Annotated in this window: 19 protein-coding genes and 1 pseudogene; 16 read left to right on the top strand and 4 right to left on the bottom strand. The window is 45.6% G+C overall.

The annotated features are described in order from the left end of the window. Positions 1-161 precede the first annotated feature (161 nt). Complete coding sequence (locus tag HMPREF9243_RS09405) at positions 162-1,406, bottom strand: peptidoglycan bridge formation glycyltransferase FemA/FemB family protein (RefSeq protein ID WP_013670024.1); 1,245 nt, start codon at positions 1,404-1,406, stop codon at positions 162-164. 252 nt (positions 1,407-1,658) lie between these two features. Here HMPREF9243_RS09405 and HMPREF9243_RS10075 point away from each other — a divergent pair, with 252 nt between their 5' ends. From HMPREF9243_RS10075 to HMPREF9243_RS09365, 8 genes are all read left to right on the top strand, one after another. Then, positions 1,659-3,374, top strand: coding sequence for a polysaccharide biosynthesis protein (locus tag HMPREF9243_RS10075; protein ID WP_013669117.1), 1,716 nt, complete (start codon positions 1,659-1,661; stop codon positions 3,372-3,374). Between the two features lie 199 nt (positions 3,375-3,573). Further along, positions 3,574-4,443, top strand: coding sequence for an ABC transporter ATP-binding protein (locus HMPREF9243_RS09395; RefSeq protein ID WP_041706891.1), 870 nt, complete (start codon positions 3,574-3,576; stop codon positions 4,441-4,443). A gap of 1 nt (position 4,444) precedes the next feature. Further along, positions 4,445-5,251: a hypothetical protein gene (locus HMPREF9243_RS09390; protein ID WP_013668771.1), complete on the top strand. Its 807-nt coding sequence runs from the start codon at positions 4,445-4,447 to the stop codon at positions 5,249-5,251. Between the two features lie 321 nt (positions 5,252-5,572). Beyond that, the gene (locus tag HMPREF9243_RS09385; RefSeq protein WP_013669632.1) at positions 5,573-6,337 is read left to right on the top strand and encodes a ParA family protein; all 765 of its coding nucleotides are present in this window, start codon (positions 5,573-5,575) and stop codon (positions 6,335-6,337) included. After that, positions 6,327-7,292, top strand: coding sequence for a ParB/RepB/Spo0J family partition protein (locus HMPREF9243_RS09380; RefSeq protein WP_013668691.1), 966 nt, complete (start codon positions 6,327-6,329; stop codon positions 7,290-7,292). The genes HMPREF9243_RS09385 and HMPREF9243_RS09380 overlap by 11 nt, the downstream gene beginning before the upstream one ends. Before the next feature lie 10 nt (positions 7,293-7,302). Continuing rightward, a complete protein-coding gene (locus HMPREF9243_RS09375; protein ID WP_013668998.1) occupies positions 7,303-7,506 on the top strand; it encodes a DUF951 domain-containing protein in 204 nt (67 codons plus the stop codon). Between the two features lie 108 nt (positions 7,507-7,614). Beyond that, entirely contained in the window at positions 7,615-8,712 is a 1,098-nt protein-coding gene (gene ychF / locus HMPREF9243_RS09370; RefSeq protein ID WP_013669818.1) for a redox-regulated ATPase YchF, read from the top strand. 12 nt (positions 8,713-8,724) lie between these two features. Then, positions 8,725-9,438, top strand: coding sequence for a DUF1129 domain-containing protein (locus tag HMPREF9243_RS09365; RefSeq protein ID WP_013669241.1), 714 nt, complete (start codon positions 8,725-8,727; stop codon positions 9,436-9,438). 76 nt (positions 9,439-9,514) lie between these two features. Here HMPREF9243_RS09365 and ppc read toward each other — a convergent pair whose 3' ends face one another. Further along, the gene (gene ppc / locus HMPREF9243_RS09360; RefSeq protein ID WP_013669937.1) at positions 9,515-12,226 is read right to left on the bottom strand and encodes a phosphoenolpyruvate carboxylase; all 2,712 of its coding nucleotides are present in this window, start codon (positions 12,224-12,226) and stop codon (positions 9,515-9,517) included. Positions 12,227-12,621: 395 nt separating this feature from the next. On the opposite strand from ppc, the gene HMPREF9243_RS09355 reads away from it, so the two are divergent. The 3 genes and pseudogenes from HMPREF9243_RS09355 to HMPREF9243_RS09340 all read left to right on the top strand — a co-directional run bounded on the left by HMPREF9243_RS09355 (position 12,622) and on the right by HMPREF9243_RS09340 (position 15,794). Further along, positions 12,622-13,710, top strand: coding sequence for a LysM peptidoglycan-binding domain-containing protein (locus HMPREF9243_RS09355; RefSeq protein ID WP_013669322.1), 1,089 nt, complete (start codon positions 12,622-12,624; stop codon positions 13,708-13,710). 48 nt (positions 13,711-13,758) lie between these two features. Then, positions 13,759-15,184: pseudogene (locus HMPREF9243_RS10420) on the top strand (IS3 family transposase). Positions 15,185-15,344: 160 nt separating this feature from the next. Next, complete coding sequence (locus tag HMPREF9243_RS09340) at positions 15,345-15,794, top strand: hypothetical protein (RefSeq protein WP_013668654.1); 450 nt, start codon at positions 15,345-15,347, stop codon at positions 15,792-15,794. Positions 15,795-16,257: 463 nt separating this feature from the next. Here the strand turns inward: HMPREF9243_RS09340 and HMPREF9243_RS09335 are convergent, their stop codons facing one another. After that, complete coding sequence (locus tag HMPREF9243_RS09335) at positions 16,258-16,443, bottom strand: hypothetical protein (RefSeq protein WP_013669567.1); 186 nt, start codon at positions 16,441-16,443, stop codon at positions 16,258-16,260. Positions 16,444-16,611: 168 nt separating this feature from the next. On the opposite strand from HMPREF9243_RS09335, the gene HMPREF9243_RS09330 reads away from it, so the two are divergent. From HMPREF9243_RS09330 to HMPREF9243_RS09320, 3 genes are all read left to right on the top strand, one after another. After that, positions 16,612-17,121: a dUTP diphosphatase gene (locus HMPREF9243_RS09330; RefSeq protein ID WP_041706889.1), complete on the top strand. Its 510-nt coding sequence runs from the start codon at positions 16,612-16,614 to the stop codon at positions 17,119-17,121. 19 nt (positions 17,122-17,140) lie between these two features. Further along, complete coding sequence (radA, locus tag HMPREF9243_RS09325; protein WP_013668812.1) at positions 17,141-18,529, top strand: DNA repair protein RadA; 1,389 nt, start codon at positions 17,141-17,143, stop codon at positions 18,527-18,529. Between the two features lie 86 nt (positions 18,530-18,615). After that, positions 18,616-19,788, top strand: a complete 1,173-nt coding sequence (locus HMPREF9243_RS09320) for a PIN/TRAM domain-containing protein (RefSeq protein ID WP_013669750.1) — start codon at positions 18,616-18,618, stop codon at positions 19,786-19,788. A gap of 60 nt (positions 19,789-19,848) precedes the next feature. Here the strand turns inward: HMPREF9243_RS09320 and HMPREF9243_RS09315 are convergent, their stop codons facing one another. Beyond that, a complete protein-coding gene (locus tag HMPREF9243_RS09315) occupies positions 19,849-20,664 on the bottom strand; it encodes a Cof-type HAD-IIB family hydrolase (RefSeq protein WP_013669022.1) in 816 nt (271 codons plus the stop codon). 167 nt (positions 20,665-20,831) lie between these two features. On the opposite strand from HMPREF9243_RS09315, the gene HMPREF9243_RS09310 reads away from it, so the two are divergent. Together HMPREF9243_RS09310 and HMPREF9243_RS09305 are read left to right on the top strand one after the other, a co-directional pair. Beyond that, a complete protein-coding gene (locus tag HMPREF9243_RS09310; RefSeq protein WP_013669167.1) occupies positions 20,832-21,533 on the top strand; it encodes an ABC transporter ATP-binding protein in 702 nt (233 codons plus the stop codon). A 2-nt stretch (positions 21,534-21,535) separates the two neighbouring features. Further along, entirely contained in the window at positions 21,536-24,358 is a 2,823-nt protein-coding gene (locus HMPREF9243_RS09305; protein WP_041706303.1) for an FtsX-like permease family protein, read from the top strand. Positions 24,359-24,415: the final 57 nt, after the last annotated feature.

Here is a 24,415-nt window from a genome sequence, read left to right as displayed (position 1 = left end):
TAGATATAAGATGAAAGCTCAACAAGTATTAGACCGCTCTAAGGGAAGGTTTTGAGCGAGTAAAAAGAAGCTTTAGTCAATAATGTCCACAAGAAAAAGGCGCTGGTGGAGCATGTGTAGCTTCACCAGCGTCTTATTTTTACTATAGCTAGCGGTCAGTCTTACCAAGAAACAATTTTCCCTAGGGCATTTCTTAATTCGTAGTTGGCCATGAACCATTCAATATTCCCCTTGAAGTTACGCTTGAATTGGAGGACGCCGTAATCAGGTCCCTCTTCAGAAAAGTCGCTACTGGTCCCATAGAAATTAAAGTAGCTAAAGTCCTTGTCAATGGCCTCTAGGAGCATACGGTAGAGGATGGCGTAGGGCCCTTCAAAGCGGGTAAACTTGCTGAAGGCGCCACTGGAGAAGTAAATAAAGTCCTCAGCCGATTGGATAAAGCTGGCGCAGGCCAGGTTGACGATATTGCCTTCTTCTTCCTTCAACTTTTGGATCTTTTCAATTTTCTTTTCCCAAATACCGATATTTTCATTGAGCTCGCGGATTTTATTCTTGGTCTTTTTAGGGTTGACCTTACCCAGGGCGAGTTTGTCTTCCAGGTCCTGACGTTCTTCTTTGAGCTTGGCGATGGTCTCTTTGGTTTGGCTCAGGAAGTAGTCACAATCAATATAGGCCAGGGCGAGGATGAGGTCGTCTTTGAGGATGTTTTTGAGATTTTTGAAGTATTTAGCGTCTCTAAGTTCAAAACCAATCCGCTCTGAGGTCTCTTGGTTGATGGCATCGAGGATTTTACAGTCCGCTTCATCGTAAATATTTAGTGGCCGCACTTGCACGCCTTCCTTGATAGTGCGGTTGATGGTGTAGCGGGCAATTTGCGAGACATGCTTCAGGAGATTATCCTTAGTGAGTCCGGTCAAATCCTTGGAAAAGACGCAACGAGTGGCCAGGGTGGGATCATCGAAGAGGTCATGGTCAGTTTTAATATAGCCTTCCGCCTGAAGGATCTTATCTACCTCATTTGCTTGGGGATTATCCTCGATAAAGTCGACATCGGAGAAGTAGCGTTCATTGAGGAAGGGGTTGACCCGGACACAGAGGACCCGCCAATTCTTCTTAAAGTAATTTTTTAAGTGGTGGAAGTAGAAATCGACCAGGTCTTGGTTAGTGTAATCCATAATGGGACCGAATTGGGTGGTCACCTTGTAGAAAAACTTTTTGTAGGGGTAGTAGATGAAGGTGGCATAAGCCAGTAGGGACTCGCCTTCGACGACCGCCAGGATTTTGGAAGTGGTCTGGTTGCTTTCGGCCAGGCGTTGGTAGTCAGCGCCCTGGGTAAAGAAGTGACGGTCGGGCTGCTTTTGTTGAAAGTGTTCAAGTTGATCGGCTGAAATTTCTTTAAAAATCATAATAGTCCTTTGCTAATTGTGTAATTGCTTTTATATTTATTTTACTAAACATAAGCGAAATCTTGTCTAACAGCTCCCATTATAGCAAAAAACTGCCTAAAGCTCAGGCAATTTTTGCCCTAGAGCGATGGAGCTTAAGGGGCTGACTGACAGAGCCAAGGGAAGTTGTATTGAATTGATGGCTAAATTTGAGTACAATAAGTAGGATTATGATGTATAAAAAACATGTCAAACAATTCTGGGAGAGTAATGATGCCAAAAAATGAAAAAGACCTGGAAACCATCGACCAGGAAGCACGCGCAAAAGCCAAATTGAATGAAGGATCGGCCTGGATGTCCATATCCAGTATGGTCTCACGGATCATCGGGGTCCTCTATATTATTCCTTGGATGCGTTGGATTGGAGACCCCCATACGGGAACCCAGGCCAATGCCTTGTATAGTATTGGTTACAATTATTATTTGATTTTCTTATCGGTGGCCATTGCTGGCGTGCCGGCCGCCATTTCTAAGCAGATGACCAATTACATGGCCCGGGGAGAATATGGGACCAGTCGCCGGCTCTTTAAGAGTGGGACCATTCTAATGACCATCACCGGTCTAGTCTGTGCCCTCCTCCTTTACCTGGCAGCGCCGGCCCTGTCGCAGAATTTACCTGCGGCTAGCGAAGAGGATGTGGTCTTAGTCATCCGCTCTTTGGTGCCGGCCTTGGCCGTGATCCCCCTCTTATCTATTCTTAGAGGGGGCTTTCAAGCCTATCTGGAGATGAAGCAGAGTGCCATCTCCCAGGTGACCGAGCAGATCGCCCGGGTAGCCTATATGCTGGTGGCGGTTTATGTGATCCGCCAACTCTTAGATGGCTCGGTGGCGGCAGCGGTTGGACACTCCACCTTTGCGGCCTTTATCGGTGCGGTGGTAGCCATTATCACTTTGGTTTTCTATTATATCCGTGATAAGGACCAGTACCAGATGCCAGAAGGTTATGTGGATACCAATACGGTGTCTACCAAAAGCCTCTTATTCGAGATTGTCCGGGTGGCCATTCCCTTTGTCATCACCGGGTCAATTGTTGAAGCCATCAATTTGATCGATATGAATACCTATATGCCGATGATGCAGCAGGTGAGTGACTTACCCCATGATCAACTAGTCTACCAATATGGGGTCTTCAACGCTAATGCGCGGCGGGTGATTCAAATCATCCTCTCCTTTGCGACCGCCATTGCTTCGACTTCGGTTCCAGTGGTGACCGATACCTATATTCGGGAATTGACCCACTACCGCCGGGCCAAGTTGACACAAAAGGTCAAGGCCAGCTTCACCAAAACTCGGGAAGTGATCTTACATACCTTGAATCTTTTCAGTCTAGTTATGTTACCGGCTTCCTTGGGGATGGCCCTGGTTGCTGGTCCGGTTTACCAACTCCTCTATGGGATTTATGACCCCCTAGGTGAATGGTACTTACAGGTCTCTTCAGTGATGGCGATTCCCATGGGACTCTTCTCGGTTTTAGTGATGGTTCTCCAAGCCATGGATGACCAAAAACGGGCCATGATTGGGATTGTCTTTGGGGTAGCGATGAAGTTGATCGTTCAATTTCCGCTCCTGGCGGTCTTTGGTAGTGAGGGGGCTATGTATGCCTCCATCTTGGCCTTCGTCTATATGTGTGTTTACTACCTACTGGTCATTCGCTCGCAGGTAAAGTTAGGAGCCAAGGCGATCTTGTCGCGCTTATCAGGGGCTCTGAAGGCGAGTGGACTCATGCTACTGGCTGATGGTCTACTCTTGATCTTTTTCAAGGTCGTTATCGGCGCCCCTAATCGCTTGGGCGCCATAGTGGAATTACTAGTACTGGCTAGTGTGGGTGTTATCGTTTATGTCGCCGCTATCGCTAAGGGCCGGCAACTGGATGTCATTATCGGTCACAAGCAGGCAGAACGTCTGCGCAAGTTTTTCCATATCGCTTAACAGTGAAGTCATCTAAAGAATTTTCTAGAGAGTTGGTCTTTTGGGACCGGCTCTCTTTTTTTCTTGGCTAAAAATAGGGGTTTCAAATTATATATTTTAGAGTATAATTTTATTCAAATATAAGGGACTTGTTGAGGAAACCTTCCTAGAAGAATCCAGCAAGTTATCCTAAGAATGAAGTTATTCGGGGGTGAAGCACTTGATTAAAATTGATCATGTGACCAAGTCTTTTAAGAATAAGAAGGGTATCTTTGACCTTAGCCTTGAAGTCGATGCCGGACAAGTGATGGGTTTTATCGGACCGAATGGGGCGGGAAAATCGACCACTATCCGCCATCTGATGGGATTTTTAAAGGCAGACTCGGGGTCTTTGACTATTAATGGTTATGATTGCTGGCAGGAAGCAGACCGGGTCAAGGATAAGCTGGGTTACTTGCCTGGAGAAATTGTCTTTCCCAGTGGCTTATCAGCCCAAGATTTCCTGGCTATGCAGGGGAAGATCCACCATGACCCAAATCCCAGCCGGGCTCAAAGTCTAATCGAGCGTTTCCATTTAAACATGGACATTCCTATCCCCAAGATGTCCAAGGGGATGAAGCAGAAACTGGCCCTGGTGGCTTGCTTTATGTGTGATCCTGACATTATTATCTTGGATGAACCCAGTACGGGCCTAGATCCCCTCATGCAGGAAGAATTGATCCAGCTCTTAAAGGAGGAAAAGGCCAAGGGGAAAACCATCTTTCTCTCTTCCCATGTCTTGGAGGAGGTTGAGCGGATTGCGGATGACATTTGTATCATCAAAGCGGGAAGAATCGTTAAAGAACTCTCAATCGCAGAACTCCATGCGGAAATGCAAGACTTTTTGCTAGTGAAGTTGGGCGATAAGGAAGGCCTTAGTCCCAACCTAAGTGGGGTCGAGGACTTAGGAAATCAGACTTACCGGCTGGCTCTTTTGGGCGATTGCAATCACCTAGTCCGCGAATTAGCCCAACACGACATTCTTGCTTTGGATTGTGAAAAGGTGACTTTACGCGAGATTTTTCAAAAATATTACGGGGAGGGCGAATAAGATGCCTGTAAAAGTGATCTGTCAAACTGCCTTAAAAATGAATCGAAGCTTTTTGACCCTGGTGACCCTATTAGTCTTCATTGCAGAAGTATCTCTGTTAGCGGTCTTTCCTTGGGTCAATAGTAATGCTGGCTATGCCGACATGCTCAAAGGCCTGCCTGACAACATGTTGATGGCCTTTGGCATGGAGGGGGATGTGACTAATGTCAACGACTATCTTTACATTAATTTCTATAATTCCATTGCCATTTACATTTTCATGATGGTGGTCATTGTTTTAGCGGTCCGCTTGACAGCTAAACTTCTGGGGGATACTTCCTTAGTCTATTTCCTCAATGCTTCGGTTTCGAGAAAGCAGTTCTTAATGAGCCAAATCCTAGTCTTTAAAGGGGTCTTATTTTTCCTGGCCTTAGTGGCCTTCCTTGGGGCTTTAGTTGGTAAAGTCTTTTTACCGGACCAAGTCTTTGACTTTTTTGACCTGGCGAAGATTAACGGGGAATTGCTGGCCCTCTTTATGTTGATAGGGTCCTTGTGCTTGTTACTGAGTGTGATCAGTGACAACAGTAACCAGGCCTTGGCCTATTCTACACCCCTGGTCTTGTATTTTTACCTGGCCGATGTTTTTCGGAAATTATCTAAGCAGCTGGATTGGCTGGATTATGCCACCTTATTTACTGTTTATGATCCGGATAAGATTTGTTCAAATACCCATTATTTTCTCATGTCGTCATTAGTGATGGTGGTGGCTAGTCTGGTGGTCGATTATGGAGCGGTGGTTTATTTTTCTAAACGGGACCTTTACCTCTAAGGGTAAGTCGTAGTGGAAGAGCTAATATTTCTTGAGCAAAGTCAAGCTTTTTTTGATACAATAAAAGAGACCGATGCAAATAAGTTTTTAAGCTCGTGACTGGGGTCTGGAGCGGTTGATTTTAGGCCAATTTCAAAGCTCAGCAATCGTCCAGGCAGACTTATTTGATACGCTAAGGACCGCTTTTCCTGATTGAGGGAAGAGCGCTTAACGGATACAGTAGAAAAGATAGCGAAGAGTTAATGATTAACTTGGAAGAAATGCGGGGATTAAGGAACGCATTCGTTCCTTTTTTCATTGCTAAGTTTTAGGAGGATTATCATGGGGAAGGTCATTGCCATTGCCAATCAAAAAGGCGGCGTCGGTAAAACGACAACAGCAGTCAATTTAGCTGCTGCACTGGCTTATTCAGACAAACAAGTGCTCTTAGTCGATAGTGATGCCCAGGGAAATGCCACCAGTGGTTTAGGCATCTCTAAGGCGGAAGTCGAACGGGATATTTATGACGTTTTAGTCAATGATGTGGATATGGCGACTACCATCCAGCAATCATCGCGGGAAAACCTGGTCCTGGTCCCAGCCACCATCCAATTAGCGGGAGCGGAAGTGGAACTCACTAACCTCCCCCACCGGGAAGCCCGGATGAAGCAGGCCATTGATGGGGTCAAGGAAAATTACGACTATGTCATTATCGATTGCCCACCATCCTTGGGCCACTTGACCATTAATGCCTTTACCGCGGCGGATGCGATCTTGATTCCGGTACAGAGTGAATACTATGCCCTGGAAGGCTTGAGCCAGTTGCTTAATACCATTCAATTGGTCCAAAAACATTTTAACCCCCACTTGAAGATTGAAGGGGTCTTGATGACCATGTTCGACTCACGGACCAACCTGGCCAACGAAGTGGTGGAAGAAGTTCGCAAATACTTTGGTGACAAGGTCTATAACACCTTGATCCCGCGTAATGTGCGTTTGTCGGAAGCGCCCTCCTATGGCCAATCGATTATTGATTACGATATGAGTTCCAAAGGGGCGCAAGTCTACCTACAACTGGCAAAGGAAGTGCTCGCAAATGACCAATAAGAAAAATCGCGGCTTGGGTAAGGGGATTGGGGCCCTCTTTCCCGGAGACTCCTTCGATAATGAAGCCACCGACCTGACTCAACAGGCTCAAGCCATCGACCAAGAAGCCCAAGAGGCCGAAGCGAGTGAGAGCGGCCCAGGAGAAAGTCACAAAGACCAGGTCCAAGAGATTCCTCTTGATGAGATTCGTCCCAACCCCTACCAACCACGGACCGAATTTGACCCCAGCGCCCTGCAAGAATTAGCTGATTCCATTGAAGAACAAGGGCTCTTACAACCCATTACCCTGAGAAAGTCAGCCATTAAGGGCTATGAAATTATTGCCGGGGAACGCCGCTTCCGGGCCATGAAACTAGCGGGTTATGATACGATTCCAGCCCTAGTCCGGGAAATGACCGACGCTCAAATGATCGAGACCGCCATCATTGAAAACCTGCAACGTGAAGATCTGACGCCCCTAGAAGAGGCTCAGGCCTACCGCAACTTAATGGATGAACTCGACCTGACCCAGGCTGAAGCCGCCAAACGTCTCGGCAAGAGCCGGTCCCACCTGGCCAATACCTTGAGACTCTTAGACTTAAATGAAGATGTCAAAGAGCTCCTCCAAAACCAAAAACTTTCCATGGGCCAAGCCCGGACCTTGTTAGGGTTGAAAAATAAGAAAGACCAAAGCCGCCTGGCCAAGAAAGTGGTTGATGAAGGGATAACCGTCCGCCACTTGGAGAAAATGGTTCAAAACCTTAACGAACCGGTCCAACCAGCTCCCAAAGTGGCCAATAATAAGGCCGAAAAGCCAACTTATTTACTCGAAGGAGAAGAGCACCTCATGGATAAGTTCGGCACCAATGTGCAGATTAAACCCAAGGGCCAAGCCGGCAAGATTGAAATTGAATACCTATCCCAAGAAGACCTCACCCGGATCTTGGATATTTTAGACATTCGTTTTGATGATTGAGGTGAAGAAGATGGCTGAAAAGAATTATGATTTAAATGATATTGTGGAAATGAAGAAGCCCCATCCGTGTAAGACCAATGCCTGGAAGTTGATCCGAATGGGGGCTGATATCCGCATGAAGTGCCAAGGCTGCGGTCAATCTGTCATGATGCCGCGTCGTGAATTTGAAAAGAAAATGAAAAAAGTCATTGGCCATGATGACCAAGGCAAGTAACCGCCAGTAGTATAGGCGCCAGCTGCTGCAGACGAAAAGCTGGCCCGCAACTAAGAACTGGCTAAGTGAAGATGATGAATTTTAAAGAGAAAGAGTGACCGAAAAACCATGCCTTTAACAGCAGGAATCGTGGGTTTGCCTAATGTGGGGAAATCTACCTTATTTAACGCCATAACCAAGTCCCAAGTGGAAGCCGCTAACTACCCATTTGCGACCATTGACCCTAATGTGGGGGTTGTGGAAGTGCCCGACCAACGTTTGTGGAAGCTTAGTGAAATCTACCAACCTAAAAAGACCATCCCAACTACCTTTGAATTTACCGATATTGCCGGGATTGTTAAGGGGGCCAGCAAGGGGGAAGGATTAGGCAACAAGTTCTTAGCTAACATCCGGGAAGTGGACGCCATCTGCCACGTGGTCCGTTGCTTTGATGACGGGAACATTACCCACGTCTCTGGCGGCATCAACCCCCAAGATGACATCGAAACCATTAACTTGGAATTAGTCCTAGCTGACTTGGAAAGTGTCAATAAGCGCTATGAAAAAGCGGTAAAAATGGCTAAGTCTAAAGACCACGATGCCGTGACCGAGGCCAACACCCTGAAGAAATTAAAGGAAGCCTTAGAAGCGGGGAAACCAGCCCGGACCGTTGACTTCAACGAAGAAGAAGAGGCGGTAGCTAAGCAATTATTCCTCTTAACCATGAAACCGGTCCTCTATGTGGCTAACGTCAGCGAAGATGATGCTAGTGATGGGGACAATGACTATGTCAAGCAAGTCCGCCAATTAGCCCAAGCAGAAGGGTCCGAAGTGGTGGTGGTTTCAGCTAAGTTAGAAGAAGACCTAGCCACCATGGATGAGGAAGACCGCGACATGTTCCTAGAAGACTTGGGCATGGACCAATCCGGCTTAGATGTCTTGATCCAACAAGCTTACAAGTTACTAGGACTAGCCACCTACTTTACGGCCGGGGAACAAGAAGTCCGGGCCTGGACCTTTAAGAAGGGCATGCATGCGCCTCAAGCAGCGGGGATTATTCACTCCGACTTTGAACGTGGTTTTATTCGTGCAGAAACCGTCCACTACGATGATTTGGTCGAATACGGCAGTATCCAAGCCTGCAAGGAAGCTGGCCGCTACCGTTCGGAAGGCAAGGACTATGAGGTCCAAGACGGCGACGTCATGCTCTTCCGCTTCAATGTTTAGGAGGTGGACGTCGTGTTCAATCAAGATAAAAAAACCGACCAAGCAGCCGAACGCCAGGCCCAACTCGACCAATATGAAGCCGAAAATAAGACCCTCTATCCTCAATTAACCAAGCGCAATAAGGAATTTGTCTTCCAATTTGAAAAGGCCATTAAAGATAAGGACTTACGCGGTCGGAATAAGACCGAAGTCCTCCATGAGATCTTAACCAGCTTGGTGGAGACTCAAGCGAGTGGCCAAACCGCCCAACAGCTCTACGGTCAACCCTACCAATACGCCGAAGAATTGGAAAAACAACCCACCGCTAAGGAATTAGCCCCTGCACCTTTCTGGATGCATTGGGTAGAAGGGGCCCTCTTTGTGGGCGGACTCTTCTCTATTATCGCTGGCTTGTCAGCCCTATTATCCAATAACCAAGCTAACTCAGCCACCGCCTTTGGGCCGGCTGCTTTGGTGGTTAACTTTGTCATGGGGGGCTTAGCGATGGCAGTCTTAAACCAATACAGTCCCGACATGAGTCAAGAAAAGGGCAAACGCGGCATTGGTCGCTATATCTTGCTCTCGGTTCTAGTGGTCGGCTTGTGGATGCTGATCTTGGTCGGCGCCCTAGCTATCTTACCTCCATCCTGGAACGGGGCCTTACCGCCTTTCGCATATCTCGCCATCGGTGCCCTAGCCTTCCTTGCCCGCTGGTGGTTCCAAGGACAATTTATGGGGAAGAATTAAAATAATAAAGAATTGAAAAAAGTGTTTCCGGAAAGCTGTAATTTAAGCTTTCCGGAAACACTTTTTTATTTAAGGATCAACCGGAGTTACGTAAACCGGTGGCGATTCCGTTAATGGTGGTATGGATGAGTTTTTCGTAGTCTTCATCCAGTTCATTATGACGGAGGCGTTTGATCAATTCAATTTGAATGTAGTTTAGGACATTGAAGTAAGGGAGACGATAGTCCAGGCTGGCCCGTAAGGAGGGGTTGGTAGCCAGGAATTCGTTATGGTTTTCAATGGCTAAGAGAATATCTTTGGTTAATTGCCATTCATCGCGAATGGTGGTAAAGACGGCGCGGACTTCTTCGCTTTCTGCCAATTGAGCGTATTGCTCGGCGATATTCATGTTGGACTTGGATAAAACCATGTCCACATTGGACAGTAAGGAATGGAAGAAGGGCCAGCTTTGGTACATAGCTTGGAGTTTTTCCAGGTTGCCTGCATCTTGGTCGATAAAGTGTTTGAAGGCGGAACCAACTCCATACCAGCCTGGGAACATGATCCGGGTTTGGGACCAGGAGAAGACCCAGGGGATCGCCCGAAGACCAGAGATTTCCGTGATGGTCTTACGAGCAGCCGGACGGGACCCGATATTTAAGCTGGATACTTCCTTAATTGGTGTGGCTTCAAAGAAATAGTCATAGAATTCCGGCGTATCAAAGACTAAGTGGCGGTAAACCCCGTTGGAATAGTGGACAATGTCATCCATGTCTTGGTAGAAGTCTTCCACGTCAGCCTTCTTATCAACGGAGCCCGGCACGATCCGACTAATGGCGGCCGACACTAACATTTCCAGGTTGTAGTAGGCCACATCTTGGTTACCGTATTTATTCTCAATAATTTCTCCTTGTTCGGTCAAACGGATCCGGTCCTTGATGGAGCCGAAAGGTTGGGAAGTGACCGCTTCATAGGAAGGGCCACCCCCACGACCCACGGTACCGCCCCGACCATGGATAAAGGTGATCTTAATCCCGTGGTCTTCACCGAGTTGGGTCAGTTCTTGTTGAACCTTGTAAAGGGTCCAAACGGAGGATAGGTAACCACCGTCCTTGTTACTGTCAGAGTAACCCAGCATGACTTCTTGGTAGCCATGGTTGGCTTTGATCCAGTTTTGAACCAGGTCATAGCTGAGAAATTCTTCCATAATTCCTTGGGCGTTTTCCAAGTCTTCGATGGTTTCAAAGAGGGGAACGATTTGGACCCGAGCTTGTTTAGGATCAACCAGGCCTACTTCCTTAAGCATAATGGCCAGTTCGAACATATCCGAGACACTCTCGGTGTGGGAGATAATATGTTGCTTGATCACTTGGTCGCCCAGTTGGTCTTTTAAGAAACGGGCGGTCTTAAAGATTTTCAGTTCTTTTTCCAAGAGCTCAGATTTTTCGCTATGGGCCGAAGATAGAGGTCTGGGGTCTTCCAGTAATTCTTTGAGGAGGACTTTAACTTTTTCTGGTTCCGAGAGCGAGGAATAGTCGTCGACGATCTTAGCTGACTTCAATAATTCCGCCACGCAGGCTTCATTGACACTGGAATCTTGACGCATATCGATAGTGGCTAGGTAAAAGCCAAAAATATCGATGGCTTCTACTAACTCATTGAAGTCCCCGGTTAAAAGAGCGTCTTCGCCATGGGCTAGTAGTGACTCCTTAATCACTAAGAGGTCAGCTTTAAAGGCTTCCGCATTTTGGTAGCTTGGGGTTGGGGCCTGGTCATCTCTTTTTAGGCCGTTTTTGACTTCGACTAAGTTCTGTTCGAGTTTAGCCTTGATATAGTGGAAAGCCCGGCGGTAAGGCTCATTCTCCCGGTAAATGGACTTGTCATTAGACTTGGCTGCCAAAGCTTCCATGGCGGGGCTAATGTCTACTAGGGTAGTGGACAGGGAGAAGTTGCGGTAGAGTTTATGGACCTTGTCAATGTAGTAATTGAGGATGACTTCGCTTTGGGTGGTGGCAGACAGAAGCAAGGTTTCGGCGGTAACGTAAGGGTTGCCGTCGCGGTCGCCCCCAATCCACATACCCATGGTGATGGGTTTGGCTTGGTCGAGCTCGATCCCCTTTTGAGCCGCTAAGTGGCGGTATTGCCGGCTCAACTTGGTGATGGCCCGGATTAAGGAATTGTTATAGTAGGCGGTCACATTGGTGATTTCATTACGGACGGTGAGTTTCTTTTCCCGGATAATGTCCGTCTGCATAATAATTTCAACATAGCGGCGCAAGTCGGTATACCATTTGTCGCGGTTAACTACGCCAGCTTTGACGTCATGGTACTTACGCAAGAGGTGGTGGATTTGATTGGTCAATTCCAGTATGGTCTTACGTTGGACTTGGGTCGGATGGGCCGTTAGGACGGGAACCACATTGACGTGTTCGAGAATTTCCTTGGCCTGGTCACTTTGGCTGACCCGGTCAATGGTTAAGGCGAGTTTACCCAGGTAGTCTTGGTCGGTATTGTTTTGATAGTTGATTTCATAGGCGAAATCGACATCTTCAGAAATATTAATTAGTAGCGGCAAAATCGAAAAATAGCGGGAAACAACCACCATTTCATCGTTACTGAGCTGGGCGACGACACTTTCCAGTTGCTTGTAGTCTTCTTTCATGGAGAGGTCAACCAAACCTTGGATCATTTCAAAGACTTGGTCCCCCACCATCTTATGGGTGGTGTCATCAAGGATTTCCTTTAAGACATGAACTTCTTCTTTGACCATGGATTGGGTGATATTGGCTTCCAACTTTTTGACTGGCACACTGTTCACTCCTTTATGGAACCGCACGTTCCTTATTTGTCCCTATGATACCACTTTTCCAGCTAATGAAACATGGGGATCGCCCCTTAGGAAACGCTTACTTTCTTTATTTTCTTAACTAGTCGATGAAATAATATTACGTAAATATTACAGAAGTTTGTCATAAAGCAAGCTTTGATCAGCTTTTCTTTACTTATAAAGTTAATGAAAACTTATAAAAACGCCTATAAATAAGGACTTTCACTACTTTTTCGGAAAATAGCATTAGAAAGTTTAAGGAATGGTTAATATTACAGAAATGTTACAATATGACTTTAACTCCTATTGAGGGCTTGTTATAATATAAGTGAAAAGAGAGCATGGTATGCCGTCTTTCCCTAAGGGAGGTTATTAAAATGAAAGCAAGAAATCAAAAAATGAATCAATATAATAAATGGATTAGCCTGGCATCACTGTCCTTATTGTCGTCGGCAGCTTTACAAGTGGCAGATGCACCAGAAGTCTTAGCAGAAGCTAATCCAGGTAGTGCATCCAGTGGCTGGGTTCAAGAAGGGCACAGTTTCAAAACTCTTGATGAAGCGATGACCTATGGGAACCAACACGCAGATTGGTCCAAGTATAAACAATACCGGGTCAATTACGCCGGCCCTAATCGCTTTGTCCTTAAATGGGAATTGAAGAATCCTCAAGCGAGTGGTCAAAACACTGAAACGACAAGCTCAGTCAAAACAAACAGTGAAAAACCTGTAGCGACCAACAAAGCGGTTGAAAAACCAGCTGTCAGTGGCCCCTATACCGTCCAATCCGGCGATTCTCTCTGGAGAATCAGTCGCAAGCATGGCGTAAGTATCCAAGACCTCATGACTTGGAACAAGTTAGGCGCTAACTACATGTTACATCCAGGTGACAAGTTAGTGGTTCAAGCACCTGACAAGACAGAAGTTCCAACAAGAAAACTAAGTACTGAAAAACCAAGTGAAGCCGCAAAACCTGCTGAAAGCACAACTCCTAGCGCTTCCTACACAGTTCAATCCGGCGATTCTCTCTGGAGAATCAGTAACAAGTACGGGGTAAGTATCCAAGACTTGATGTCCTGGAATAAATTAGGCGCTAACTACATGCTCCACCCTGGCGACAAATTAGTTGTCAAGGCAGAAACTTCAACAACAAAACCAAGCAGCGAAGTTATTCAAGAAAGTGAAAAACCAGCTAAAGCGGACACGACTAGAGTAGAAGATGGTTGGCAAAAAGAAGACCAAACTTTTAAGACTGTTGAAGAAGCCATGGCCTTTGGTCATCAACATGCTGACTGGTCTAAATACAAACAATATCGGGTCGACTATGTTGGTAACGGCCGCTATGTTCTAAAATGGGAATTAAGAAAGTCAGATGCAAGTCCTGAAGCTAATGAACAAAAGTCAGAAAAACCCGCTGAAAACACAACCTCAAGTGCATCCTACACGGTCCAATCGGGCGATTTGTAGTGACCCCCAAAAGTTGGACTAAGAATTCAACTTTTGGGGGTTATTTTTATGTCTAAATATTCATTAGAATTTAAACTGAATTTAGTAGGAGACTATATTGCGAAAAAAGGAAGTTATCGAACCTTAGCTAATAAAGCAGGAATAGATCCTTCTATTTTACGAAGGTGGGTTAATAACTATTATGAATTTGGTGTAGATGGTTTAAAGAAAAGGCGGACTCAACAGGTTTATACTGTTGAATTCAAATTAAATGCGATAGAATTGTATGAAAGTACGGAAATGAGTTATCGCGAATTGGCCAATTCATTAAACATGAATAATCCAAGTCTAATCGCTAATTGGCGAAGAGCTTATCATGAAAGAGGACTTGATGGCCTTTCCGCGAGGAAAGGAAGGCCACCTAAAGTGTCTAAAAAGAAATCACAAATCAATCAAATAAAGGATAGCAGCGAAACCAATCAGTTAAGTGAAGCAAAAATAAAGGAACTTGAACAACGGATTACGGATTTAGAAATTGAGAACAAATTTTTAAAAGGATTGAGGAGACGTGTGGCTCAAAGAGTCAAGCGAGAAAAGAAGAAATAGTGACCGAAATCACACGTCTCCATGATGAAAAATATGCTTTAAAAGATATTCTTAGCGTTTTAAAGTTTCCTAAATCGACCTACTTTTATTGGAAAAATAAAGATGAGGAAATTGATAAGGATGCCGATTTAAAAGAGGAAATGAAAGACATCAGAGAAACCCATAAGGATTATGGTTATCGAAGAATGCGAGCTGAACTGCTTTCCCGTGGTTATAAGGTCAGTAAAAACAAAGTTCAACGCCTAATGAAAATTATGGGGATACAGGTCACTAGCTATACTAGAAAGACAAGAAAATATAATTCCTACAAAGGAACGATTGGAGAGATAGCGCCAAATCGTATCAACCGGCGGTTTGATTCGACCATTCCTTATCAAAAAATAACAACAGACACAACAGAATTTAAATACTACTATGCCGATGATTCTGGGAATTATCAAACTGGAAAACTCTATTTAGATCCTTACATGGATCTATTTAATCGAGAAATTATTTCTTTTAAGATAACACATCAGCCTAATGGACAAAGCATGTTGGAGGGGCTACAAGCTGCCATTGAAGCAAGTAAATTATGTCCATACAGAAGAACCTTTCATTCTGATCAGGGCTGGGCCTATCAAATGAAAAGTTACACCCGGCTCTTGAAGGATCACCGAATTTTTCAAAGTATGTCTCGTAAAGGAAATTGCTTAGATAATTCGCCAATGGAGAATTTCTTTAGTCTACTAAAACAAGAAGTCTACTATGGTCGGACTTATCATTCCTTTGAAGAATTAGCACAAGCGATTGAAGATTTTATAATCTATTACAATGGTGAAAGAATCAAAGAAAATTAGATTTTAGGAGTCCTATAGAATTTCGTCTTCATCACGCTTCTTTCGCCGCTTAATGATTACACATAAACTTTAAACTTATCAAGAGCCGCTACGCTCTTCCTCTTGACAAGTTTAAATTTCTGAGTAAATGTGTCGGCAAGAAATAAGCAAGAACTGTAAGCAACAAAAAAGAGCTGGCCAAAGGCCAACTCACTATATATAAAGTCCAACTTATTGGGGTCACCATACCAAGCGGGAGCCTATGGGGCGGGGCTTTCCATGAGTCCTGCTGGCGGGGTCTTAGCTTATTCCTACCGTGACCCCCATCTGAAACAAAGTCTAGCAGTCTACCAAAATATGGACCAGTCCTTTAAAGACTTAGATTTAAATCCAGACTTTGTCGAACAGCGGATTATTGGTTCCCTGACCCATTACCAGTATCCACTGACCCCTAAAGAAGTCAACGCCCTCAAATTAAAGCGTTACTTCTGTAAGCAAAGCAAGTCCGACCTAAACCAGGAATTTTCTGACCTCATCCATACCCAGCAAGAAGACTTACTGGCGCTCAATGATACCGTTAGTCAAGTGATGGATGATGCTAAGATTGTAGTTTATGGAAACCGCGATAAGTTGCAAGCCAACCAAGAACTCTTTGACCAATTAAGAGAATTAAAACGGGATTAATCCACGGATAAAGAGAAGGGACTATTCCCAAGTGAGCTTAGGTATTAATAATCACTTAGGCTCGCTTTTTGTCTTTTATTATTTATGATCGATAACAATCTATAAAATTAGATTCATTAATTAGCTAGTTATGAGCAGGAGTGACATTTTGAAATAGGTCGTTAGCCATGGATAAGCAAGCGATGTGAATTAGAGAGTGTGACAAAAGTCAAAAGAGCCCTGAACCACTGGAACAAACTATGGAAGATAGGCGCAAGCCTATCGCACATAGTTCGTGAAGTGGACGTCAGGGCTGACTTTTGGAACACGTTTTGATTAGATAGTTCGTATTTTGAAAAGAGTCTGAGACTTTTGTCCCAGACTCTTGAAGCTCGCTAGGCGAGAGATCTTGCGCTCGAGCCGGTGTCATGGCATTTAACGACCAAATTTCAAAAGCAGAACGCATGCTCATCAATATAATACTTTATCTTAAACCCAGGTATTGGCCGAAAGAAGCAGCAATAATGGCCAGACCGATAAAGACCCAGAAAGAAATTTTTAAATAATGGTCGAACTTTTCCTTACCAGGGACCCGGGTTTTGAAGAGACGGTAGAGAGCAATGGCGAAGGCGATCAAGCCAAAAATGAAGGCAACAGTATAACGATTCATAGTAAACTCCTTTATTATTGCTTCTAGACGATGTATTTCTTAATCATTGTAAGGGAAAAAATCTCCTAGGCAAAGAAGGATAAAATTTGTTTAAGGCTTTGGCTTTTGTTTTGGGAAGTGGTTCTTCCATTATATAATGGATAAAAGAAGCGGAGCGTGAAGAAAGTAATGGCAAAAAGAGGATTTGAAATTGTCAGTTCCTACAAAGATCAAGGGATTAACCTGCCTCAAAGGCAAACCACTTCTGCGGCTGGCTATGACATTGAGGCTGCTGAAAAAGTACTTTTGCCTTCCTTCTGGTCGGCAGCTGTCAAAGCGGCTGCGGGAGAAGGAACAAGCGATTTAGCGAAGATTACCCAACCTACCCTGGTCCCGACCGGGCTTAAGGTCTATATGCCTCACGATGAATACCTGCAGATTATTTCTCGGTCCAGTAACCCTTGGAAACGTAACCTCACCTTACCTAATGGAGTGGGGATTATTGATAGTGACTACTATAATAATGCCAACAATGAAGGTCACATCTATGTCCAACTGCTCAACTTTGGCTTGGAAGATGTGGTGATTGAGAAGGGTGAGCGGATTGCCCAGGGAATTTTTACTCCCTACCTGAAAACTGACCAAGATAGTGGGGGTCTGAAGGAGCGGAGTGGTGGTTTTGGAAGTTCCGGACAATAAGAGAAAGTAGAGGGAAGGAATGGCAAAAAAGAAGCGAAAAACTGTCTACACCTGCCAGGCTTGTGGCTATGAATCACCTCAGTGGTATGGGAAATGTCCCCAATGCGGGGCTTGGAATACCCTGGAAGAGGAAGTGATTGCGGGGAAGCCCATCCGCCAAGCTGGGACAGAGGTCAATCAGAAAAAAGCCAAGCCTGAACGTCTCAAGGAAGTCAGCCAGGCGGAAGAAAAGCGGGTCAAGACTGGCCTAGGCGAGTTCAACCGGGTCCTCGGTGGCGGGGTAGTCCCTGGGTCTTTGGCCCTGATTGGTGGGGATCCCGGCATTGGAAAGTCGACCCTGCTCCTCCAGGTAGCTAAGCAATTAAGTGATAATGGTGGCCGGGTCCTCTATGTTTCCGGTGAAGAAAGTTTACATCAAATCAAGATGCGGGCTGACCGCCTAGGCTACCAGGATGCGGACTTTTTTGTTTATGCCGAAACCGACCTCTTGGCTATTCAAGCGGCTATTTCAGATACCCAAGCCGACTTTGTGGTGATTGACTCCATCCAAACCATGGTCCATCCTAATAATGAATCCCTGGCCGGCAGTGTCAGCCAGGTCAGAGAAGCGACTGGTGAACTCATGCATATTGCCAAAAGTTCTGGAATCGCCATCTTTGTGGTCGGCCATGTGACCAAGGAAGGTAATATTGCCGGACCGCGGATTCTCGAACATATGGTGGACACGGTCTTGTACTTGGAAGGAGAAAAGCATAACACCTTCCGGATCCTCAGAGCGGTCAAAAATCGTTTTGGCTCGACCAATGAAATCGGAGTTTTTGATATGAAAAGCCAGGGCCTGGAAGAGGTCACCAATCCCAGCCAGCTCTTTTTAGAAGAACGGCTCATGGGGGCCAATGGGTCCGCTGTGGTCGCTTCCATGGAAGGAACCCGGCCGATCCTAACCGAAATCCAAGCCCTCTTGTCGGCCACGGCCTTTGGTAATGCCCGTCGCACGGCCAGTGGTTTGGATTATTCCCGGGTCACTCTCATTATGGCGGTCTTAGAGAAGCGGGCCCATCTCATGCTGCAGAACCAAGACGCCTATCTCAAGTCAACCGGTGGGGTTAAGCTCGATGAACCAGCCATTGACCTAGCTATTGCTATAGCTGTGGCTTCCAGTTACTGGGAGAAGGAGACCCAGGCCAGCGATTGCTTTGTGGGTGAGATTGGCCTAACCGGTGAAATTCGCCGGATTTCCCGGATTAATGAACGGATCCAAGAAGCGGAAAAATTAGGATTTAAACGGATTTTTATCCCCTATGGGAATCTCCAAGGCCTGGCGACAGATAGTCAAGACATTGAAATTATTGGTGCCAAGACCCTGACCCAAGTTCTCAAAGAAGTCTTTCCCCCTCAGGGGCGATAGGGAGTATAATTAACTAACACTTAAAAGATATATTGTGTATAATGTAATAGAAAATAAAATAATAGTTATTGAAAGGAGGTGACAAGATGAAACGATTAGATGTATGGGCCAAGATTATTGATTTTCTGTGGTTATTAGTGGGCGCAGGCTTTGGTTACTATCTCCTCCCCATCTTATGGCGGTGGACCAATTTGTCTCACACCTTTGTTAATCAAGCGTGGATTAATATCATCATTGGAGCACTTATTTTTCTAATTCTTATTAAATTATTAGAACCACTTGAAAAGAAACTGGTCAGACGTTTAGAGAAGGAGATTCGCGATCTACCGATCAGCAATATCCTCATCGCCCTCTTAGGGATTGTTATGGGGCTGATTCTGGCTTGGTTGATTAATATTCCTTTGATTGCCTTGGATATTTACTTTATTAGTAATGTCTTGCCGGTCGTTCTGACCATTCTCTTTGCATTTTTAGGGTATTTTGTCCTCTGGGTGAAGAGTGATGAAATACTGGCCTTCTTCCGTAATATTCGTATTAGTAATTTACGGGACCGTGTCCAAGACAAGGAGACTGCTAGTGACGAAGAGGAGGCTGAAAATGAGCCTAGCCCAGCCAAGTCCGACAAGGAGTCGGGGCAAGAGAGCGCAGCTTGGGAAAACTTCAAGCCCTATAAGATATTGGATACCAGTGTCATTATTGATGGTCGGATTCTGGATGTCTTAAAGACTGGGATTATCGAAGGGACGATTTTAGTGTCCAACTTTGTCCTCAAGGAACTCCAATACATTGCCGATTCTTCCGATGCCTCTAAGCGGGTCCGGGGACGGCGGGGTTTAGATGTTTTAAATGCGATCCAAGCCCTAGAGGACTTGCCGGTGGAATTTTATGCGGGCGACTTTGAAGAAGAGGAAGAAGTGGATTTGAAGTTGCTGCTACTGGCTAAGGAAGTCAATGGGGTGGTCGTGACCAATGACTATAATCTCAATAAGGTCAGCCATTTCCATCAAATTAAGGTTCTTAACTTAAACGAATTAGCCAATGCTATGAAGACCGTGGTTATTCCTGGAGATCGCATGCAAGTCCATATCATTAAAAAAGGGACCGAACGCCAACAAGGGGTCGGTTACTTGGATGATGGGACCATGATTGTGGTGGAAGAAGGACGCTTGCATATGGATGAAGAGGTTGAAGTCGAAGTAACCAGCGCCATTCAAACCAATGCGGGTAAGATGATTTTTGCTAAATTAATCGATGAATAATAAATATGCCTCAACCCATGCAATAAGCGCAGGGCTGAGGCATTTTTGTTTATTTAAGCTTTAAACTTGCCTGGCTTGGAGGACAGCTTCCATGACTTGGATAACCCCCTGGTCGTTATTAGAGGGGGCTAGGTATTTGGCAACCGCCTTGATATCATCATGGGCATTGGCTACGGCATAACTAAATTCAGCCACTTCTAGCATGGGGATATCATTATAGTTATCACCAATGGCTAGCATTTCTTGGGGAGAAATTCCTTCTGCCTGGCCTAAGTGGCTAATGCCTTGGCCCTTGTCAACGCCAAGAGCCGTGATGTCAATCCAGTCCAAGCCCGATACGGCAACGGAGAAGTCATCCCCAAATTTGGGGGCGTAGGCTTGGTCATTCTGGGCCTTACTATCGTTATTAGGTAGGTAGATGGTGAATTTATTGGCTGGAAGGTCTTGCTGGGTCAAGTCATCCACATAATTGAGTTGGTAGTAGTAATAGCGCAAGGCTTCGTCATAAAGCTTGGCTTCCTTGGCGACATAGGCCCCGTCTAAGCCACATAGAACCCCAATATTACCGGGAATGGATTGGGTAAAGCGGGCCATAGCTTGGTAGTCCTTAGGGTCAATTAATTTCTGGTAGAGGGCTTGACCTTGGTAGCTAACATAACCGCCGTTATCGGAGATAAAAGCGATTTGGTTTTCTAAGTGAGGGAACATGGCTTTTAAGGTATAGTTGGGTCGGCCGCTAGCAATAGCAACCAAGACATCGACTTGGCTAAGCTCTATTACCAGGCTGGAGAAGCGGTCGGGCAGGTCACCACTATCGGTAATGAGGGTCTTATCCATATCGATAGCAATGAGACGGACATTTTCTAAGTTGGGCATGTAAAAATCTCCTGTTCTTTATTTTATTTACTTATTTTTACTCTATCATATTACTGATAGGGAGACCATTTTCAGCGAACGCTATCAGTTGCTTTTTTGTTTCTTTCATGAGAAATTAGTATAATTATATTATCTAAGAAGAATTATTCACAAAAAGGGTGATCAACTTGTCTTATATTGAACTAAAAGATGTTTGCAAGAGCTATGGCCAAGGTAATAGCCAAGTGATTGCTAACGACAATGTCTCCTTCACTATTGAAGAAGGGGAATTTGTGGTTATCCTAGGGCCTTCAGGAGCCGGAAAGTCAACGGTTTTAAATATTTTAGGCGGCATGGACCAAGCCACTAGTGGTGAAATCTGGGTGGCTGGAAAGAACATTGCCAACTTTAATGAACGCGAGCTCACCGCTTATCGCCGCGATAATGTGGGTTTTGTTTTTCAATTTTATAACCTGATTCCTAACCTTACTGCTAAGGAAAATGTGGAAATGGCTGAGCAGATTGCTGACCAGTCCTTTACCGCTAGCGAGGTTTTAAAGGAAGTGAACTTGGCAGACCGGGAAAATAACTTCCCCGCCCAACTCTCTGGTGGGGAACAGCAAAGGGTATCGATTGCTCGGGCTATTGCTAAGAACCCCAAACTCTTACTCTGTGATGAACCTACTGGGGCCCTGGATAATGACACCGGCCAACAAGTGCTCAAGCTCTTACAAAAACAGTCAGTAGACAATGGAACCACAGTCGTTGTTATTACCCACAACCAAAACATTGCCCACATGGCTGACCGGGTGATCCGGATTAAAAACGGTCAGGTGGAATCCAATGTTACCCAGGACGACCCTAAGCAAGTAGAAGAGATTGAGTGGTAGGCATGAAGAAAACAGCTTTATGGAAGAATGCTTGGCGGGAGATTAGAAATTCCTGGGCACGCTTTCTAGCCCTCTTTGGAATTATCCTATTAGGTACGGGTTTCTTTGTAGGGATCCGAGCCGCGGCGCCAAATATGTTAAATACGTCTAACCAATACTATGATGATTATTACTTAGAGGATCTTTCCCTCCAATCCACTTGGGGGATCCGCAAAGAAGATTTGGAGGCTTTAGGAAAGGTGGATGGAATCGATAGTTTACCCTATAAGACTGTCGACCGCCAATCTGAGAACTCAGAACTACTCTACCGGATTTTTCCAAACTTTAATGCCTTAGATAGCCAAGTCAACCACTTCAAAGTCAAGGAAGGACGCCTACCTGAAAATGACCAGGAGATTGCTCTTGACCATATGCTAATTGCTGAAAACCAGGTAGATATTGGCATTGGTGACACCATTACTTTCAACCAAGTGGGTAAGACTGATGATGACAAGGCCCCCCACCTTAAGCAGGACAGCTTTAAGGTGGTAGGCTTTGTTGATTCACCCATGTATATTGATAAGTTAATCCGGGGACAAACCAGTATCGGTGACGGAGCCTTGGATGCCTTTGCGGTAGTCAGTCCAGAAGCTTTAGAAGGAGAATACGACTCAGCCATTTCGATCCGTATTCCAAAAGCCCGTCAATACAACGGCTATAGTGATGACTACGACCAAGTGGTTGCCGATAAAAAAGCCGAGGTCGAAGCGGCAGTTGAAGACCGGCCCGCAAGTCTACTGGAAGAAGCTAAAAAGGATGGCCAATCGGCTGTCGATGAGGGCCGCCAAAAGCTTAATCAGGCCCAGGACGACTTAAACAATAAAAGTAGCCAGCTTGACCAGGCCCAGTCGACCTTAGACCAAGCCCAGGCTCAGCTCGACCAAGAAGTTCAAGGGCTTAAGAGTCAGTTGCCTGAGGGGACGAGCCTAGAAGCGGCTGGTTTGGGCCAAGTTGCCGGGCAGTTCCAAGCCACTCAAGACCGCCTCAACCAGGAAAAAGACCAGCTTTCAAAGGGTCGAGAGCAAATGGAATCGGCTAAGAAAGAAATCGACCAAAAAACCAAAGACTTAGATGACCAAGCCAAACAGCTTGAGGAACTCAAAGCTCCCACTTACCTAATCAATGACCGGAGTGCTTTATCGGGAATTAGTGAGTATGGGGATAACGCGGAACGGATTTCTGCCATTGCCCAAGTCTTCCCTTGGATCTTCTTCTTGGTGGCAGCTTTAGTTTCCTACACCTCCATGTCAAGGATGGTTGATGAGCAACGCTCACAAGTGGGGACCATGAAGGCGATTGGCTACGGGTCAGGAGACATTGCCATGCAGTTTCTTCTCTATGCTAGTCTAGCCAGTCTCTTAGGAACCGTGATCGGGGTAGGGATTGGTAACTTCCTCTTCCCTAATATTATCTACAACGCTTACCGGATGATGTATACCCTGCCGGATATCCAGTACGGTTTCTACCTGAAAGATATCCTCCTAGCCTTGTGCATAGCCCTCTTAACCACAGTGGGACCGGCTATTTTTACCACCAGCCACTTACTCCAAGAGAATGCTGCCCAATTGATGCGGCCTAAACCGCCTAAGCAAGGGGAGCATATCCTCTTAGAGAAATGGCGCTGGTTATGGAATCATTTAAACTTCTCTATGAAGATTACCCTCCGCAACCTCTTCCGTTATAAGGGACGGAACTTGATGACTGTGATAGGGGTAGCCGGCAGTACGGCCTTGGTCTTGACTGGTTTTGGTATCTCTGACTCCATTTCTGGTCTGGCTGACCGCCAATATACCGTGATTGAGTCCTATGATCTTGTGGCCCAATACGCTAATGACTTGAATGCAGAGGATAGCCAAGCTGTCCGGGAAGCAGTGGAAGCGACCCAGGGTGTCGACCAAGTCCTCCATTCCTATACTACCAACTTGGAAACCACCGATCCCAGCGTGAATACCCAGACTGTCCGCCTCCGGGTCTTTAACCCTAACAGTCCCTACCATGACTTCTATGCCTTCAACGCCGTGGACGGTCAAGCAGAGACCTATGATTTAAAGGATAACGAGGCTCTCATTAGCCAAAAACTGGCCCGCTTACTAGGACTTTCTGAGGGGGATAGTATTGAACTGGCCAATGAATCGGGGCAAAAGATAAGTCTGCCGGTCGGGGGAATTGTGGAATCTTACATCTTCCACGACTGCTTTATTACTGAGAATACCTATAAGAACTTGATTTCTAAGGATCTGCCGGCTCCTAATATGGGTCAGATCCAATTAAGCCAGTCAGCGAGTGAAGGTCAGGTCTTGGAAGACTTACAAAATACTGACCATGTCCTAGCCGCCTACGCTAGCCAGAGCCTCCGTGATGCCTTTAATGACACCATTGAAAGCTTGAATGTGGTGACTTTAATTCTCATTATTGCGGCAGCACTTCTAGCCTTCATAGTGCTCTATAGCTTAACCAATATCAATGTGTCGGAACGGATTCGGGAATTATCCACCATCAAGGTCCTCGGGGCCTACCCTAATGAAGTGACCATGTATATCTTTAGGGAGACCCTCCTGCTCACCACAGCAGGCATTCTCATTGGTCTCTTGATGGGCTATGGTTTAACCGGCTATATCTTAAAAACTGTGGAAGTAGATAACCTAATCTTCCCCCATACCATCCATTGGACCTCCTATCTCTATTCCGTTGCCCTGACCTATCTCTTTACCTTGATCGTCATGGGGATCATGCATGTCAAACTCAAGCGAGTCGACATGGTAGAAGCTCTGAAAGGGGTAGAATAGAAGAAAAGGATGTGAGGACACTGTCAGAGACTTGAATCCCTGGAGGAATATACCATA

Source organism: Aerococcus sp. Group 1 (genome assembly GCF_000193205.1).
Classification (GTDB): domain Bacteria; phylum Bacillota; class Bacilli; order Lactobacillales; family Aerococcaceae; genus Aerococcus; species Aerococcus urinae_A.
The sequence above is the reverse complement of the archived record's forward strand: the minus strand, read 5'-3'. Positions and strand labels throughout refer to the sequence as shown.